Source organism: Bacillus timonensis (genome assembly GCF_000285535.1).
In the GTDB taxonomy this organism is placed as follows: domain Bacteria; phylum Bacillota; class Bacilli; order Bacillales; family Bacillaceae_L; genus Ferdinandcohnia; species Ferdinandcohnia timonensis.
The window spans coordinates 472,540-488,849 of record NZ_HE610987.1 but is presented as its reverse complement, the minus strand read 5'-3'; the positions used below and the strand labels follow the sequence as shown (position 1 = coordinate 488,849).

Below are 16,310 nucleotides of genomic sequence, written 5' to 3'. Positions count from 1 at the left end.
CAACTTCTATTCGCGTCTTCGCTCAGCTGCGCGCCTTGTCTGACAAGCGCTTTCAAGACAGTCTGGGATGAGTTAAAATTTAGATATCCTTAAAAATTCGTGTAGACAAAGTCAGCACTGACTTTGTCTACACTCTAGAGCCTGCCAAAGGCAGGCCTTCAAATTTTATTTCGGTACAACAAGCTCTATTCTAGTTCCTTTTCCTACCGCAGACTCTAGTGTAATGCTACCACCGATGCCTCGGGCGCGTTCTTCCATGCTGAAGAGGCCGACGCCATTCCCTTTACCATCAGGTGTGAAGCCTTGACCGTTATCAATTACTTCAACCGTAACCTCAGATTCACTTTCATGAATCTTCACAACCGCATCTGCGACGTTTGCATATTTTGCGATATTTGTTAATGATTCTTGGACAACACGATAGATTGTCGTTTCCTTATGAATATCAAGGCGTGTTTTTAACGTGCATTCAAAATGAACATCAATCCCGTAATGTTGTGAGTAATTTTCAACATACTTCCGAAGAGCAGGCACAACACCAAGATCATCCAAAACAGAAGGGCGAAGTTCCCATGCAAGACCACGGATGTCTTCCATCATGAAGGAAACATCCTGGCGCAAGCGCCCTAGGCGTTCATCTGGTTTTTCGCTGAGCAATTGATCGAGTTGAATCAATAGTGAAAACATACTTTGCCCAATTCCATCATGCAACTCGCGTGAAAAGCGTTTCCGTTCTTCCTCTTGGATGCTGATGACACGAGTCATCATATTTTTTAATTCTTCCTGTGTTTCTTTTAGAGCGGTGACCTCGTGACGAACGGCTAAATATTGATTCGGTCGCCCATTTCCGGATAAAATTGGAACAATGGTCGTATCGACCCAATAGTGGGAGCCGTCTTTTGCTTTGTTTTTAATTTCACCTTTCCAGACTTGGCCAGACCCAATTGTACGCCACATTTCCTTCCAAAATTCTTTGTCATGATAACCTGAATTAATGATGCGGTGGTCTTGACCGATTAACTCTTCCTTCGAAAACTTCGAGATTTCACAGAACTTATTATTGATATATTGAATTTTTCCTTGACGATCAGTGATTGCAACAATGGAGGATTCATCGAGTGCAAAAGTTAAATCAGCCAGATGACGCAATGACTTTTCAACGTCCTCGCGGAATCTAGGTTCTGTGATGTGGTTCTCTAGTTCTGCCAGAAGCTTTACAACACTAGGACCGCCAATTTCAGATTGGTGTTTAAGTCGATCGATTTTACTCAAAATGCAGTAATCCTTTCTTCATTGCATATTTCACAAGTTCAGGTCGAGATTTTAATCCAAGCTTTTCCATCAAATTGCTTTTGTGAGATTCAACGGTTTTTACACTTATCACTAAACGTTCAGCGATTTCCTTATTTGAATAGCCTTTTGCAATCCATTCAAGCACTTCTTTTTCACGTTCGGAAAGCAATGCGAAAGTGTCCGCATTATCTCCCTTTTTGACACGGTCTAAATATCCGCTCATTAATACTTTTGTTGCAGAGGGTGTTAAATAAGCATTCCCTGTTGAAACGGATTCAATTGCTCCCAACAAATCCTCGTGTGGAGCATTTTTTAAAATATAACCTGAAGCCCCAGATTGGATTGCTCTGAACAAGTATTCCTCATCGTCATGCATTGTTAAAATGAGAATGGCTACATCTGGCATAAGCTCGTGGAGTTCCTTTGTAGCAGTTAATCCATCTTTTCCGTGAGGCATGCTTAAATCCATTAGCACGACATCAGGGTTTAATTCCTTGGCTTTATTAATCGCCTCGTCACCTTCTGATGCTTCCCCAATGACTTCTATATTATTTTTACCGTTCAATAGCATCATTAGCCCTGAACGGACAACGGCATGGTCATCAACAATCAGTAATCTAACCACAATATTCCTCCCCATATCTTACGAAACATTTTCCTCATACAATAGTTTCATTATACCATGTTCACCACTCATTTTTGAAAAATCACGTTCAAGGAATTGTTACAAATAAGGGGTTTTTCTTTCAAAGATAGGGGGGTTCCCTGATATGTTTTAAATCACAGTTCTTCTACAATAAGTATTAGTTAATCGATTGAGGAGGAGTTCGTATGCAGGCAAAAGCTGCAGCAATCCAGAAGAAGCAGACACCAGCTTATCATAATGCATTTGCATCAAAATTTGCCAAGTCCATGTTTTTATCTGTGCTAGGGCTGGCTATTTTATCATTTATCGGAACTAGAATGTTTACACATGTTGACTTGAATCTTTACGGTTATATGGTAGGAACCGTTGTTTTTATAGGAGGTTTCTTTTATCGGTTCATCGCATGGGGGGAAAGACCACCAACGAAGATCATTATTAAAAAAGGCATCAAACTTTTATTTCGAAAATCTACACCAAAAACATCGGTTGAGCATCTAGGAACATACAATTTCATCTGGAATAGGGGAATTTACCGATGGACCCAGCATATTTTAATCGGTTGGGGCTGCATCCTTTCCTGTTTTGTCACATTTCCACTTGTTTTCGGTTGGATGTACTTCACGATGGATGACAACGGCTACTACAATATTATCGCTTTGGGAATGCAAGTGATGACCGTTCCAGCAGATGGCATCATCGCAAATCTTTCCTATAATGCATTGAATATAACGGCTGTCATGGTGATATCAGGAGTTTGTATGGCATTGTATCGCCGTATGAAGAATTTACAAGCAAGAGCTGAACAAAAATTTATGTATGACTTGCTGCCACTTTATATGCTGCTGTTTGTTAGCATTACCGGTTTACTTTTAACCTTTATGAATATTTTCTTGCACGGAGCGGGTCAGCCAGTGATGTCACTAATCCACCAATGGTCAGTGATTCTAACTTTGATTTACTTACCATTTGGAAAGCTGGCCCACATTCCATTCCGCCCAATGAGTGTGTTGGCAAGAAACTATCGCGAGCATTATGCAGAAAAAGAAACGAAAAAATGTAAGGTTTGTGGAAACGGCTTTGTTTCCGTTGAACAATCACAAGATGTCATCAATGTACTTGATGTGAACGATATTCATTTTAAAACGAGTGAAGGTCATCATTTAGCAGAAATGTGTCTTCCATGTCGCAGAAAATACCGGATTGCACAATTTTCCGGCTTCCCGACACACGAGGTAAAAGTCAAGGAGGCAAATCAAAATGCAAAGGGATAAATTCTTTAAAGAAGTTAAAAACGTCATTCATCCGAATGAAAAATTAATTAAAACACATTGCAGTTATTGCGGAATGCAATGTGGAATGAACCTGAGAGTCAATACCGTTACAAATAAAATTGTGGGTGTTGAACCACGTTATGACTGGCCAGTAACTGTCGGAAAAATGTGTCCGAAAGGAGTTACGGCATACCAGCAAACAAACCATAAGGACCGAATCTTAAAGCCGCTTATTCGAGACGATGCTTCCTTAAAAGGAACGACAAAAGGCTTTCGTGAAGCAAGCTGGGATGAGGCATACGACTTAATCGTAAAAAAATTCAAGAAGTTACAAGAGGAATATGGAAAGGATTCATTATCTGTCTTCAGTGGAGTGTCAATGACAAATGAAAAATGCTATTTAACAGGGAAATTTGCTCGTGTAGCACTTGGCACTCGTTATATTGATTACAATGGACGTTTCTGTATGTCAAGTGCGGCTGGTGGATTCCTTCGCTCCTTTGGGGTTGACCGCGGATCTACTTTACCATGGACTGATATTCATGAAACAGATTGTCTATTTATCGCTGGAAGCAACACCGCAGAGTGTCATCCAACTTCCATGTTCCGTGTTTGGAACGTACAGGAACGAGGGGGATATATCATTGTTGCTGATCCGCGTGAAACACCTTTAGCAAGAAGAGCAGATGTACATCTTGATCTAAAACCAGGAACAGATTTAGCTTTAGCAAATGGAATATTACATTTACTTATTGAAAATGGATATGCAGATGAAGAATTTATCGCCAATCACACGAATGGCTTTGATGAGACGAAGGAACTTGTGAAGGAATTCACACCTGAATACACAAGCGAGTTAACAGGAGTTGCACCTGAAAAAATCATCCGTGCAGCGGAAATTTACGGAAAGGCACCAAACTCGGTAGTTATGTTTGCACGCGGTATTGAGCAACAGCATAAGGGTGTTGATAATGTATCCGGATATACAAATATGGCGCTTGTAACAGGAAAAATTGGTCGACCAAAATCTGGTGTTGCGACATTCACAGGTCAAGGAAATGGCCAAGGTGGTCGTGAACATGGACAAAAATCGGATCTATTACCAGGCTATCGCAAATTGACAAATCCGGAACACGTGAAAGAAGTCTGTCAGGTATGGGGCATTACACCAGAAGAAATGCCGAAACCAGGTGTTTCAGCATATGAAATGTTTGAGCTAATGGAGCAAAAAACGATTCGTGGGTTATATCTTCTTTGCTCAAATCCAGCTGTATCTGCACCAAACTTAAACTTTGTGAGGAAAGCTCTTAAATCATTAGATTTCATGGTTTGTGCTGACTTTTATTTATCCGAATCTGCAGAATTTGCGGATGTTGTTCTCCCGTCAGTAACATGGTCAGAAGATGAGGGAACCGTTACAAATATTGAGGGTCGTATCATTAAAATCAATAAAGCCCAAGAGCCAATTGGAGAATCAAAGCCAGACTGGCAAATGCAAGTCGAGCTAGCAGAACGTCTAGGAAGAGGAAAATATTTTTCACATTTACAAACAGCAAGAGATGTTGCTGATGAATTCCGCCTTGCGAGTAAGGGTGGATATGCTGACTACTACGGGGCAACATGGGACAAAATCGATAAGCAAGATGGGGTATTCTGGCCTTGCCGTGATGAAGAAGACAAAGGAACACCACATATGTTCCTTGATAAAAAGTTCTATCATCCAGACGGAAAGGCAAAGATTTGTGCATTGCCTTACCGTCCACCTGCTGAAGAACCAGATGAAACCTATCCGCTTCGCCTAACAACAGGACGTGTCGTGTACCATTACCTATCAGGAAACCAAACAAGACGTATTCCATTTTTAAAAGACATGTGTCCAGAACCATATGTTGAGGTCCATCCTGAAACAGCAGCAAAATACGAAATTGAGCATGAAGAACGTGTTCTTCTTTTTACAAGAAGGGGCGAAAGTATTTATAAAGTGAAAATCACGGAAGCAATCCGAAAAGATACCGTGTTTGTTCCCTATCATTTCGGTCATGAAGAGTCTATTAATCTACTGACAATTGCAGCGCTTGACCCAATTTCAAGAATGCCAGAGTTTAAGGCATGTGCTGCCCAGATTGAAAAACTAGTTGTAAAGAAGGTGCAGTAAATGCAAAAAAGGCTTTATTTAGAATTGGAAAACTGTATCGGGTGTCGCTCTTGTCTTGCGGCATGTACACAATGTGGCGGTCATGAACAACGTAACCGAAACTATGTGTATGATGTCAATCCGCTTGTGAACAGGCAGACCATGCCACTTATGTGCCTGCATTGCGTAAACCCAGCATGTGCAAGAAGTTGCCCAGCACAGGCGATTCAAATTCATGAGTCAGGTGCCGTGTTATCGGCACTTGTGGAAAAATGCATTGGTTGTCAAAACTGTACCATTGCTTGTCCATACGGTATTCCAAAATTTGATGAGGAACAAAACTTAATGTACAAATGTGACCTTTGTATCGATCGCTCAAAGGATGGTATCCCACCAATGTGCGCAAGTGTTTGTCCTTCTAACACAATCCAGTGGCTAACAGATGAGGAAATTGAGGCTAAAAAACAAAGTCATAATCTTGATAACGGAAAATGGGTAACAAGTATGCCGCTTGAAGGCGAAACAAATGTGAAAATTAGTTTGCCTGGTATTTTACAGGGTATTCAGAAGTTATTTTAAATATCTGTTCAAAAAGGAGGATGAAGAGGACCGAGATTTTCCAGGCAGTGCAGTTTTGAGGACCGGAGCGTATGTAGTTAATACGTGAGGACCGGAGAAGCAAGCCAACGCAGAAAATCGATGCGTCATATTCACAGGACTTTTTGAACTTCCCCTAAGGAGTGATGGGAATGCCGTCTGATAAGAATAATAAAATCCCTTTTAATGAGGATAATTACATGCATAATATTAACCGCAATAATGAACGAAGCCTTGACCGCCGAGGCTTCATGAAAACATTGGTTGGAGCAGCAGGAGTGTTTGCCATTTCATCTCTGCCATGGGGGGCTGTAGCTGCAAAAGAATTATTGGGGCTTGGGGATAAAGAATATTCTCATAAAAAAATCACCGACGTCAGTAAGATAGCTGTTGGGGATTCTGTTAATTTTACCTTCCCTGGAGAACATGACGATGCCATTTTAATTAGGCTGTCTGACAAGAAGTATGTAGCCTATCAAAATGCCTGTACTCACCTTCGCTGCCCAGTATTTTGGGTGAAGGATGAGGGGGAAATGATTTGCCCCTGCCACCATGGAAAGTTTGATGTACAGACTGGAGCACCAACAGCTGGTCCTCCTCGACGTCCGTTGCCTGAAATCCAGGTGAAGGTCGAAAATGGTGCAGTTTATGCGGTGAGGGTGAAGCGTTATGAAGCGTAGTTACCGAGGTGTACTCATCCTTTCCGTGATTCTATTATTGAATATCATTTTTACACAAAAAATGGTTCACCAGTATTTTTATGAAAACTATGTAAATACGCTTATCTTTTGCGGCTTAAACATCGTGTTATTTCCGGTCGCATGGATTTTCTATAAAAAGTTGAAAAAGGCGTGATGCACATGAACAGCGAAACCTATCTTGATTTTTGTTTTATAAGAAAGGCAACCGGAAATTTTAAAGAAGAAATAAATGAACTGTTAACAACGTTATTTAAGGGTGTTCGGTTGAATTGGTATTTGGAAGAAAAGACGGAAGATGGCATTGAAATTGTCATTGCTGAGGTGAAAGGAATGAGCAAATGGCAATCTGAGGATGAAACGATTGAATATATCGAGACAAATGCCGATAAAGCTTTTTGGTCCTATCTTCAAGGTTATAAAATGTATATCTATCCTGCAAAGAAAGGGTGCAGCAGCTGTGGAGTTAACTGAAATGAAAAGCTTGGAATCTTTTATTTTGGGAAATGTGGAAGTGTCCATTTTGGATGAAGAGGGGGAAGATAGAGCCCCTTTTGTGAAAAAAGAAATCGTCAAGACGGAGCTTTGTCCAGATAGGACCCACCTCCGCATTTATTTTAATCGTCATCAGTTTTTTGCTGTTCCCTTAAGTGCAGAGGTAGCCATTAGTGATGATATTTGGTCAGCTTATGACAAGCAAGCGGGACTAACTTATGTTGTGAAAAAAGGGAGTGGTCTTAGTGGTTAAAATAATCCAGCTTCCTCTACAAACGTTAAACCTTGTCGCTGGTTTTATGATTTGGGTACTTATTTCATCTCTTTTACCATTTATGAAAGAAGATATTGCAATTCCGGCGAACCAATTGGCATTGGTAACTGCCATTCCTGTTATCTTAGGATCGATTTTGCGAATCCCTCTTGGGTATTATGCGAATCAATTCGGAGCTCGAATAATCTTTTTACTGAGTTTCATTCTATTGCTATTTCCTGTTTACTATATTAGTATAGCGGATTCTGTGAATGATTTACTGATTGGCGGACTTTTTCTAGGGATTGGTGGAGCCGTATTCTCCGTCGGGGTTACGTCATTGCCGAAGTACTATCCAAAAGAAAAACACGGATTTGTTAATGGAATCTATGGTGCTGGGAACTTAGGGACTGCGATTTCGACTTTTGCAGCGCCTGTGATTGCAACAAAAATTGGTTGGTCTTTAACGGTTCAACTATATTTAATTGTTTTAGCGTTTTTTATAGTAGCAAACTTCTTATTAGGAGATAAAAAAGAAGTAAAAGTTCAAACTCCGTTAATGGAACAAATTAAGGGTGTCTATAAAAATGAAAAACTATGGCTTTTAAGTTTATTCTATTTTCTTACGTTTGGATCTTTTGTGGCATTTACAGTCTATTTACCAAACTTTTTAGTTGAAAATTACGGTCTAGATAAGATAGACGCTGGTCTAAGAACGGCAGGATTTATCGTTCTGGCGACTGTAATGCGACCAATAGGTGGTTGGCTAGCGGACCGTTTTCATTCATTAAAACTGCTAATGTTTGTGTTCGGGTGCTATACATTCTCAGCTATGATTCTGTCGTTTGCTCCATCCATTGGATGGTACACAGTCGGATGCTTAACCATTGCATTCTGTGCAGGAATCGGAAATGGGGTTATTTTTAAATTAGTGCCGATGTATTTCCAAAAGCAAGCGGGAATTGTGAACGGTATTGTGTCTGCAATTGGTGGTTTAGGTGGATTCTTCCCACCCATCCTCTTGGGTATCCTCTACCATGTCAATGGACATTACGCGATAGGATTTATGGCTTTATCAGAGGTGGCGTTAGCGAGCTTAATTCTTGTAGTTTGGATGTATTATAATGGAAGAATGGAGCTAGCAAAACAAGTCATTGACCATACGGCTGAAGGAATTATGGTTACGGATTCGCATGGGAAAATTATATCCGTGAATCCAGCTTTTACAACTGTTACGGGGTTTACGGAGGAAGAGATTATAGGAAAAACACCAAACGTCCTTAAATCTGGTAAACAACCTAAGGAGTTTTATGACGAACTCTGGAAAAAAATCGAAACAGAAGGCTTCTGGCAAGGACAAATTTGGAACAAACGTAAGGACGGGTCAACTTATTTGCAATGGCTAACGATCAGTGCAATAAAAAATGACTCTGGGGATATCGTCCAATATGCCGGTATGCTGAGTGACATGACCGGAAAACAAGTTAAAGAAGGTTAAAAACGAAAAAATGAATCCTATTCACAGGATTCATTTTTTTATTTCAGTAATCTCGGATGCTGTCTTCTTTAAGAGCTCCACTTGTTCAGTTGTGTATTTTACTTCAGTTCGCGAGCCAATCAGGAGCACTCCACCCACTTTCCCATTCATTTGAACAGGGACCGCAACCGCTGAAACCAAGTTTTCAGCAAGCATGATTGGGTATTGAAGTCGTGTACGTTGTCGGTTTGGGGTATCAATGTCTAGCACCATCGTTGTACCAAAACGCACAACAGAGCCCGATAATCCTTTACCAGGTCGAATCACCATGTTCTTGTAACGGTTATTAGTAAACCCGTGTGCATATTCCCAACGGATTGTTTGACTTCCTTGATCGACATTTGCAAATGCAGAGAAATCACTTGAGGTGTTTGTACACAAATCATGAAGTTTTTGTTCAATTTCCACTTGTATCGCTTCCACGAGTATCTCTCCTCAACCATTAATCGTGATTTCTTTTATATAAAGGTGTGTAATTTTCATGCTTCTCATCTATTGTAAAGCTTTTTAACAAGATTGTATGTCAGGGAATTCCCTTAACTTTATTCAGCAGAATTCCCAAAACTTTTTAAATATGAGGTAAATGTAATAACTGTAAACAAATCAGCATGTTGAGCTTAGCTAAATAAAGTTAAAGCCTCCGGCGGATGCCACGATTTTTTAAAGATATCTTTTCGAGCAGTAAGATCAAAGACTAAATACGCCCACTTCCTGTGGCAACGTTTTTATGATCCACTTTCTTTTTGGCCTAAAAATCGGGCGCAAATACGCCAAGGCGTATTTGATTGAATGGTTGAAAAAGATGATATTTAAACCTGTTATAGGGGGAATTCCGATGAGGCGTGCTTTTTTAGGGGTAAATTCCATAAGAAAAATAGGGGATTTGGAAGCAAAAGTTCAGGAATTCCCCCGATACCTAGTTTTTACTATTCGCCGTATGATAATAGTATAAAGTCAGTGACGGGGGGATTCAAAAATGGCAATGATTATACAGGAACTAAATACTGAGATTCCTCATATTGAGTCAATTAACGAAAGCATCGATCAATTTCTATCAGAAGAAAATCTAAATAAATTACAGAGCATCATGCGTGTTCGAAAAGTAGCAGCGGGAACTCACCTTTTTTGGGATGGTGAGGAAGTGAAAGAAATGTACTATATGTTCTCTGGAAGAGTGAAACTTCGTGCTTCCTCAGAACGAGGAAAGGATTTCTTATTATCGATTAAGGAAAAAGGAAGTCTAATTGGAGAGTTTGGTGGCTTCACTGAAGAACTATACTACAATTACCGAGCGGATGTTGAAGAGGATGCCCAAATCGGAATCATTCATATCAATGATTTGAAAAAGTTATTATACCAATTCGGTAATTTTGCGGTAGAATTCATGAGCTGGATTGGCTGGACACAACGTATCATGCAAAATAAATTATACGATTTCCTATTCTTTGACAAACAAGGGGCACTTGCATCGACATTAATCAAACTTACAACAACACATGGAGTTAAGTGCAAGGATGGAATTTTACTAGCAATTGAATTAACAAACAAAGATTTAGGGGATTTCATCGGCACCACTCGTGAAAGTGTGAACCGCCTTTTAAACGGATGGAAGAGAGAGGGAATTGTTGAAATGTACGACCATAAAATTGTCATCTACCGAATCGAACGATTATATGAGATTTGTGATTATTCGGGTGGAGTACATTAATCATGAGAAAGCGCATGGTTTCAGTAATCAAACACTGTAACCATGCGCTTTTGCTTTCTTATATTAAATCATAGCTTTTACTGGAGTTTTGCTTTTTTTGTTTTTTTGCCACATCATTGTAATGAATAATGTGACAATCAGTAGGATTAGCCCGAGAATAAATGGATAAATGATATGAACATCATATAATAATCCACCAAGTGTTGGGCCTAATATATTTCCAATGCTCATGTATGCATTATTCATCCCCATTGCAAATCCTTGTTCATTCCCTGCAAGTTTAGAAATTAATGTATTCAGCACAGGACGAAGGATTGAAGTTGCTAAGAAGATGAGGAGCGTAATTCCAAAAAACATTCCAAAACTATTCGCAAGTAATGAAAGCAGGAAGCCTAATGCAACTACAGAGATAAAAATGTTTAAGATTTTACCTTCTCCATAGCGTGTTACCATACGATCCACAACAAATAGTTGAACAATTACACTAACAAGTCCAGTTGAGGTGATCATTAACGCAATTTCCTGTGGGGTTGCATTGAATTGGTTATCAACAAATAGACCGATTACGGATTCAAATGCCATTAAACCAAAGCTCATTACGAGTGTAATGACCAATGGAATGAAAAACGGCATTCTTACAGAGCGTACAAGCTTTTTGGCCATTGTTTCATTATCAATATGCATGAACCCTTCTTCTTTTTGTTGGCTTTCCTTAAGAACGACAATTGAGAAAATAACCGACACAAGGGAAACGATTGCTGATATTAAAAAGGGAAATTTTATCCCATAGTCAGCTAAAAATCCACCAATACCAGGTCCCACGACAATACCAAGAGACATCGCTGCTGATATATAACTGTTACCTTTTGCACGTTGTTCCATGGTTGTTATATCTGCAACATAGGCAAATATAGCGGGGATAAGAAGTGCCGCACCAATGCCACCGACTACGCGAGATGCATATAGCAACCAAATCGAATCCACAAAGTAGAAAATAAACATAGAAAGTGTTAATCCTGCTAGCCCGTAGATAATCATTTTTCTACGACCATATTGGTCCGTCCATTTCCCTGCGATAGGCGAGAAAACAAATTGAGCTCCAGCAAAAATTGCAATCATTAATCCAGCTGCTTTTCCACCCTCATTTATGGATTCAAGATAAGCGGGTAAAATGGGAATAATAATACCAAAGCTTCCGATTGCAATAAACATATTAATCATTAAAATAATCATTTTTTTACGTTGGTCTGCAGTCATCGTGCACCTCTTTTCCGGGATTAAAAGTTTAATCCTATTAATCAATAACTATACTAAGTTATTATAACTTTAGGAAGATGTCAAAGAGAAAATTCACCCATAAATCGACAAAATTAGAGGATTGTCTGGTTATAATAAGAAGAAAAATGAGGTAGGTTCGTATGAATGGTTTTGAAACATATCATTTAAGTGAAGAAATCAGTAAAGCAATATCAGCTTTACACTATAAAATTCCAACCGAAATCCAAGCAAAGGTAATCCCGATTGCGTTGCAAAAGAAGGATATTGTCGGAAAGTCTCAAACGGGAAGTGGAAAAACTGCGGCATTCGCCATCCCGATTTGCGAATTAATTGAATGGGAAGAAAATAAGCCACAGGCTTTGATTTTAACGCCTACAAGAGAACTTGCTGCACAGGTCAAAGAGGATGTCATCAACATTGGTCGATTTAAGCGGATAAAAGCAACTGCCATATTTGGAAAGCAATCTTATGAACGACAGAAGCTAGAGCTAAAGCAAAAGACGCACGTTGTAGTGGGGACACCTGGGAGGGTAATGGACCATATCACAAAGGGGACGCTTTTTGTTGACAATCTAAAATTTCTTATCATTGATGAAGCAGATGAGATGCTAAATATGGGTTTCATTGAACAGGTTGAATCGATTATCGAAGCCCTTCCTACTGAACGGGTAACGATGCTTTTTTCTGCAACATTCCCTACGGATGTGGAAGCTCTTTCAGCAAAATATATGAAATCACCCACATTAATTGAGGTTAAAACTCCAAACACGACAAAAGGAAAAGTGGATCATTTTCTGATGAAGGTTGAGGAAGAAGATAAATTTACAGTTTTAAAGGATATTACCACGGTAGAGAATCCAGATAGCTGTATTCTTTTTTGCAGGACCCAGCAGGGTGTGGATAATCTATATAGGAAACTCACAAAAGCCAATTACTCATGCGGTAAAATCCACGGCAGCATGATTCAAGAAGAGAGATTTACGGTTATGGATGAGTTTAAAAAGGGAAAATTCCGTTACCTCGTAGCTACAGATATTGCAGCACGAGGAATCGATGTTGAAAATATTTCGCTAGTCATTAGTTTCGATGTACCTCAAGATAAAGAGCGGTATGTTCACCGAATCGGTAGAACAGGTCGCGCAGGTAAAACAGGAAAAGCAATTACTTTTGTAACATCAACAGAAGAAGAACAGGTAAAAGAAATTGAAGACTACATTGGGGAAGAAATCAAGAGAATCGAACGTCCAAATAGTGATCAGGTTGCAAGAGCAAAAACAGCCTTTGAGGAAAAAATGAACACAAAACCTATCCCAAAATCGGATAAAGCAGAGCAAGTCAACAAGGATATAATAAAGCTTTATTTTAATGGTGGAAAGAAAAAGAAGCTTCGAGTGGTTGATTTTGTCGGGACTATTGCTAAAATACCGGGGGTAACGGCAGAGGATATCGGAATCATCACCATGCAGGAGAATGCGACCTATGTGGATATCCTAAACGGGAAAGGACAGCGTGTTTTAAACGCAATGAAACAAACAACGATAAAAGGAAAACAGCTAAAGGTACATATAGCAAGATAGCTCGAAATGGAGTGCTTGGGGAATGCTCCATTTTTGCTGGTTAATCTCAAGGAACATAGACGTGCAGACCAGAATACTCATAAAAGAAGCAAGATATTGTTATAATGAGAACTATTGCGTACGAAAAGGGGAGGATAGAATGCCAAATCCGAATGTCGATGATTATCTTCAGCAGGGAATACATGGAGCAAAGGAAATAAAACCCGAAGAACGTAAAAAGTTTCTGGGTACCATTAGAGAACGTGTTGAATTTGCGCTCACTCAGTCGCAAGTTAGAGAGAATAAGGTATACCAGGAAATCCAAGCTGCTTGTAAAAAGAACAACAAAGTACATATGTACTTGAATGGCCATGTCGATTATCGTTATCTGTCCAAATACGTGAAGTTAGCGGGTTCAAATAACATTGAATACACAATTGTCACTAATAAAGACTACAACTCAGAACTAGGGCTTGTACTTGCATACGATCATGCGATAGACAAAGAAGACATTTATATAAATGAAAAAATAAAACCCGTATTACCGAAACCGAAAAAAACCGAAAAAAAGGACTCTTCTCTCTTTTTAAAAAAACATTTAAAAAATAGGGAAGAGTCCCTTTTTATGAAGAGCGCAGTGGGTGATGGGGACAGGTCCCGTGACCCACCATTATTTTTCTGGGACACTTAACCTGTCCCTTTGTCCCACATCCGTTTTTAAAAAGTATGTTTGATTTTCCCCGAAGTTCCGTAAACTAGGAAAAATACATAAAGGATGTTTGGAGGAGGAGTACGAAGAATGAAGACGCAAAAATTGCAGCTACCACTTCAAACTGCAAGCTTAGTTGTTGGTTTTATGGTATGGGTGATTCTTTCATCCCTGATGTCTAGCATTAAACAGGATATTCCATTAACGGCTAACCAAACTGCGATGGTTACTGCTGTTCCAGTCATTTTAGGTTCCTTATTACGAATACTATTAGGATTTTGGACAAATCGGTATGGGGCAAGATGGTTGTTTTTTATCGGATTTGTCATTCTGGTCCTTCCAATCTTTTATATAAGTATCGCGGATTCAATGTTTGATTTAATACTAGGTGGACTTGTCCTTGGAATTGGTGGTGCGCTATTTTCAATTGGGGTTACCTCGCTTCCGAAGTACTACCCTAAAGAACGTCACGGGTTTGTTAACGGAATTTATGGAGCTGGGAATATTGGCACCGCCATCACATCTTTTGCAGCACCAGCTCTTGCGGTCAATATTGGGTGGCAAAGCACTGTTCGCTTATTTTTAATTCCTGTCATTCTATTTGCACTTTTAAACTTTTTGCTAGGTGACCGTGACGAACCTAAAGTAAATAAACCGTTAAGTGAACAAATTAAAAGTGTTTATAAAAATGAAAAGCTTTGGTTTATCAGCTTATTTTATTTTGTGACATTTGGATCGTTTGTTGCGTTCACTGTGTATTTGCCGAACTTTTTAGTTACATATTTTGGATTAACGACGGTTGATGCAGGACTCCGAACGGCTGGATTTATTACACTGGCCACTTTGATGAGACCTATCGGGGGCTGGCTTGGTGATAAATTCAACCCATATTTGATTTTGTTTATTGTATTTAATGTCATTACCTTTGCAGGAGTGCTCCTGGCTTTTACACCTGATATTGTGTTGTATACGATTGGCTGCTTGCTAGTTTCTTTGTGCGCAGGGATTGGAAATGGAACGATATTTAAGCTTGTTCCGTACTATTTTTCAAAGCAAGCCGGGATTGTCAATGGAATCGTTTCAGCAATGGGCGGTTTAGGTGGATTCTTCCCTCCAATTGTTCTATCCATCGTGTTTGGTATGACAGGACATTATGCGATTGGATTTATGTCACTTGCCATGTTTGCACTATTAAGTTCCGTATTTGTCGTTTGGATGTTCTACACTGAAAAAATTCAACTGGAAGCAAAACTTATTGAGAATGTTGCCCAAGGCATGATGGTTACAAATCCAAAGGGAGTCATCCAAAAGGTAAACCATGCCTTTACAACGGTCACAGGATTTGAGCCAGATGAAGCAATCGGAAAAACACCAAGTATTCTGCGCTCCGGAAAGCATGATTCAGCATTTTATGATCAGATGTGGGATTCAATACGCAGTAAGGGGTATTGGCAAGGCGAAATTTGGAATAGGCGAAAAAACAAAGAACTTTATCGAGAATGGCTTACCATAAGTGAAGTGAAAAACGAAGTTGGTGAAGTCAAATACTATGTAGGTCTATTCAATGACCTCACGGAAAAACAGGACACATAATTTGAAATGGGCTAGGGTGAAAACCTTAGCCCTTTTTGATGCAGCTTTCATAAGATGCATATCTGATGCAAAGAGATGGCTTAGGAAAAAAATTGCAAATCTGTGGGGGGGAAGACGCAAAAATTGGGATAATGACGCAAATCCGTGGGAGCAGACGCAGAAATCGAGATGGTGACGCAAATCCATGGGCGCAGACGCAAAAATTGGGATTTCGACGCAAATCCGTGAGCGGCAGACGCAAAAATTGGGATAATGACGCAAATCCGTGGGCAGCAGACGCAAAAATTGAGAAAGTGACGCAAATCCATGGGAGCAGACGCAAAAATTGGGATAATGACGCAAATCCGTGGGAGCAGACGCAAAAATTGGGATAATGACGCAAATCCGTGGGAGCAGACGCAAAAAATAAGGATTTCGACGCAAATCCGTGGACGCAGACGCAAAAATTGGGATTTCGACGCAAATCCGTGAGCGGCAGACGCAAAAATTGGGATAATGACGCAAATCCGTGGGAGCAGACGCAAAAAATTGGGATTTCGACG

17 protein-coding genes are annotated in these 16,310 nt (G+C 39.8%); 13 read left to right on the top strand and 4 right to left on the bottom strand.

Annotation, left to right across the window (positions count from 1 at the left end):
- Positions 1-165: 165 nt before the first annotated feature.
- Both BTHG_RS16715 and BTHG_RS16710 read right to left on the bottom strand, forming a co-directional pair.
- Positions 166-1,272: a PAS domain-containing sensor histidine kinase gene (locus tag BTHG_RS16715; RefSeq protein ID WP_010677881.1), complete on the bottom strand. Its 1,107-nt coding sequence runs from the start codon at positions 1,270-1,272 to the stop codon at positions 166-168.
- The gene (locus tag BTHG_RS16710) at positions 1,265-1,918 is read right to left on the bottom strand and encodes a response regulator (protein ID WP_010677880.1); all 654 of its coding nucleotides are present in this window, start codon (positions 1,916-1,918) and stop codon (positions 1,265-1,267) included. Before BTHG_RS16710 ends, BTHG_RS16715 begins: the two co-directional genes overlap by 8 nt.
- A 206-nt stretch (positions 1,919-2,124) precedes the next feature.
- Here BTHG_RS16710 and BTHG_RS16705 point away from each other — a divergent pair, with 206 nt between their 5' ends.
- The 8 genes from BTHG_RS16705 to BTHG_RS16670 all read left to right on the top strand — a co-directional run bounded on the left by BTHG_RS16705 (position 2,125) and on the right by BTHG_RS16670 (position 8,885).
- The gene (locus tag BTHG_RS16705; RefSeq protein WP_010677879.1) at positions 2,125-3,210 is read left to right on the top strand and encodes a membrane protein; all 1,086 of its coding nucleotides are present in this window, start codon (positions 2,125-2,127) and stop codon (positions 3,208-3,210) included.
- Positions 3,197-5,365 (top strand): molybdopterin oxidoreductase family protein, encoded by a 2,169-nt coding sequence (locus BTHG_RS16700; RefSeq protein WP_010677878.1) that lies wholly within the window; start codon positions 3,197-3,199, stop codon positions 5,363-5,365. Before BTHG_RS16705 ends, BTHG_RS16700 begins: the two co-directional genes overlap by 14 nt.
- Positions 5,366-5,923 carry a 4Fe-4S dicluster domain-containing protein gene (locus tag BTHG_RS16695; protein ID WP_010677877.1) on the top strand — a complete coding sequence of 186 codons (558 nt, stop codon included), beginning with the start codon at positions 5,366-5,368 and terminating at the stop codon, positions 5,921-5,923.
- Positions 5,924-6,093: 170 nt separating this feature from the next.
- The gene (locus BTHG_RS16690) at positions 6,094-6,621 is read left to right on the top strand and encodes a QcrA and Rieske domain-containing protein (protein WP_010677876.1); all 528 of its coding nucleotides are present in this window, start codon (positions 6,094-6,096) and stop codon (positions 6,619-6,621) included.
- Positions 6,611-6,796, top strand: coding sequence for a hypothetical protein (locus BTHG_RS16685; protein WP_010677875.1), 186 nt, complete (start codon positions 6,611-6,613; stop codon positions 6,794-6,796). Before BTHG_RS16690 ends, BTHG_RS16685 begins: the two co-directional genes overlap by 11 nt.
- A 5-nt stretch (positions 6,797-6,801) precedes the next feature.
- A complete protein-coding gene (locus BTHG_RS16680; RefSeq protein ID WP_010677874.1) occupies positions 6,802-7,113 on the top strand; it encodes a hypothetical protein in 312 nt (103 codons plus the stop codon).
- Position 7,114: 1 nt separating this feature from the next.
- Complete coding sequence (locus BTHG_RS16675; RefSeq protein ID WP_232284482.1) at positions 7,115-7,387, top strand: hypothetical protein; 273 nt, start codon at positions 7,115-7,117, stop codon at positions 7,385-7,387.
- Positions 7,380-8,885: a nitrate/nitrite transporter gene (locus BTHG_RS16670; protein WP_010677872.1), complete on the top strand. Its 1,506-nt coding sequence runs from the start codon at positions 7,380-7,382 to the stop codon at positions 8,883-8,885. Before BTHG_RS16675 ends, BTHG_RS16670 begins: the two co-directional genes overlap by 8 nt.
- A gap of 30 nt (positions 8,886-8,915) precedes the next feature.
- Here BTHG_RS16670 and BTHG_RS25205 read toward each other — a convergent pair whose 3' ends face one another.
- The gene (locus BTHG_RS25205; RefSeq protein ID WP_010677871.1) at positions 8,916-9,347 is read right to left on the bottom strand and encodes a GAF domain-containing protein; all 432 of its coding nucleotides are present in this window, start codon (positions 9,345-9,347) and stop codon (positions 8,916-8,918) included.
- A 553-nt stretch (positions 9,348-9,900) separates the two neighbouring features.
- Here BTHG_RS25205 and BTHG_RS16655 point away from each other — a divergent pair.
- Positions 9,901-10,632 (top strand): Crp/Fnr family transcriptional regulator, encoded by a 732-nt coding sequence (locus BTHG_RS16655; RefSeq protein WP_010677869.1) that lies wholly within the window; start codon positions 9,901-9,903, stop codon positions 10,630-10,632.
- 63 nt (positions 10,633-10,695) lie between these two features.
- Here the strand turns inward: BTHG_RS16655 and BTHG_RS16650 are convergent, their stop codons facing one another.
- Positions 10,696-11,889 carry an MFS transporter gene (locus tag BTHG_RS16650; RefSeq protein WP_010677868.1) on the bottom strand — a complete coding sequence of 398 codons (1,194 nt, stop codon included), beginning with the start codon at positions 11,887-11,889 and terminating at the stop codon, positions 10,696-10,698.
- Positions 11,890-12,050: 161 nt separating this feature from the next.
- Here BTHG_RS16650 and BTHG_RS16645 point away from each other — a divergent pair, with 161 nt between their 5' ends.
- The 4 genes from BTHG_RS16645 (at position 12,051) to BTHG_RS27115 (ending at position 16,142) form a co-directional block, all read left to right on the top strand.
- Positions 12,051-13,487, top strand: coding sequence for a DEAD/DEAH box helicase (locus BTHG_RS16645; RefSeq protein WP_010677867.1), 1,437 nt, complete (start codon positions 12,051-12,053; stop codon positions 13,485-13,487).
- 139 nt (positions 13,488-13,626) lie between these two features.
- The gene (locus tag BTHG_RS25200; protein WP_010677866.1) at positions 13,627-14,157 is read left to right on the top strand and encodes a YueI family protein; all 531 of its coding nucleotides are present in this window, start codon (positions 13,627-13,629) and stop codon (positions 14,155-14,157) included.
- Positions 14,158-14,265: 108 nt separating this feature from the next.
- The gene (locus tag BTHG_RS16635) at positions 14,266-15,768 is read left to right on the top strand and encodes a nitrate/nitrite transporter (protein WP_010677865.1); all 1,503 of its coding nucleotides are present in this window, start codon (positions 14,266-14,268) and stop codon (positions 15,766-15,768) included.
- 65 nt (positions 15,769-15,833) lie between these two features.
- Positions 15,834-16,142: a hypothetical protein gene (locus BTHG_RS27115; protein WP_010677864.1), complete on the top strand. Its 309-nt coding sequence runs from the start codon at positions 15,834-15,836 to the stop codon at positions 16,140-16,142.
- Positions 16,143-16,310 lie beyond the last annotated feature (168 nt).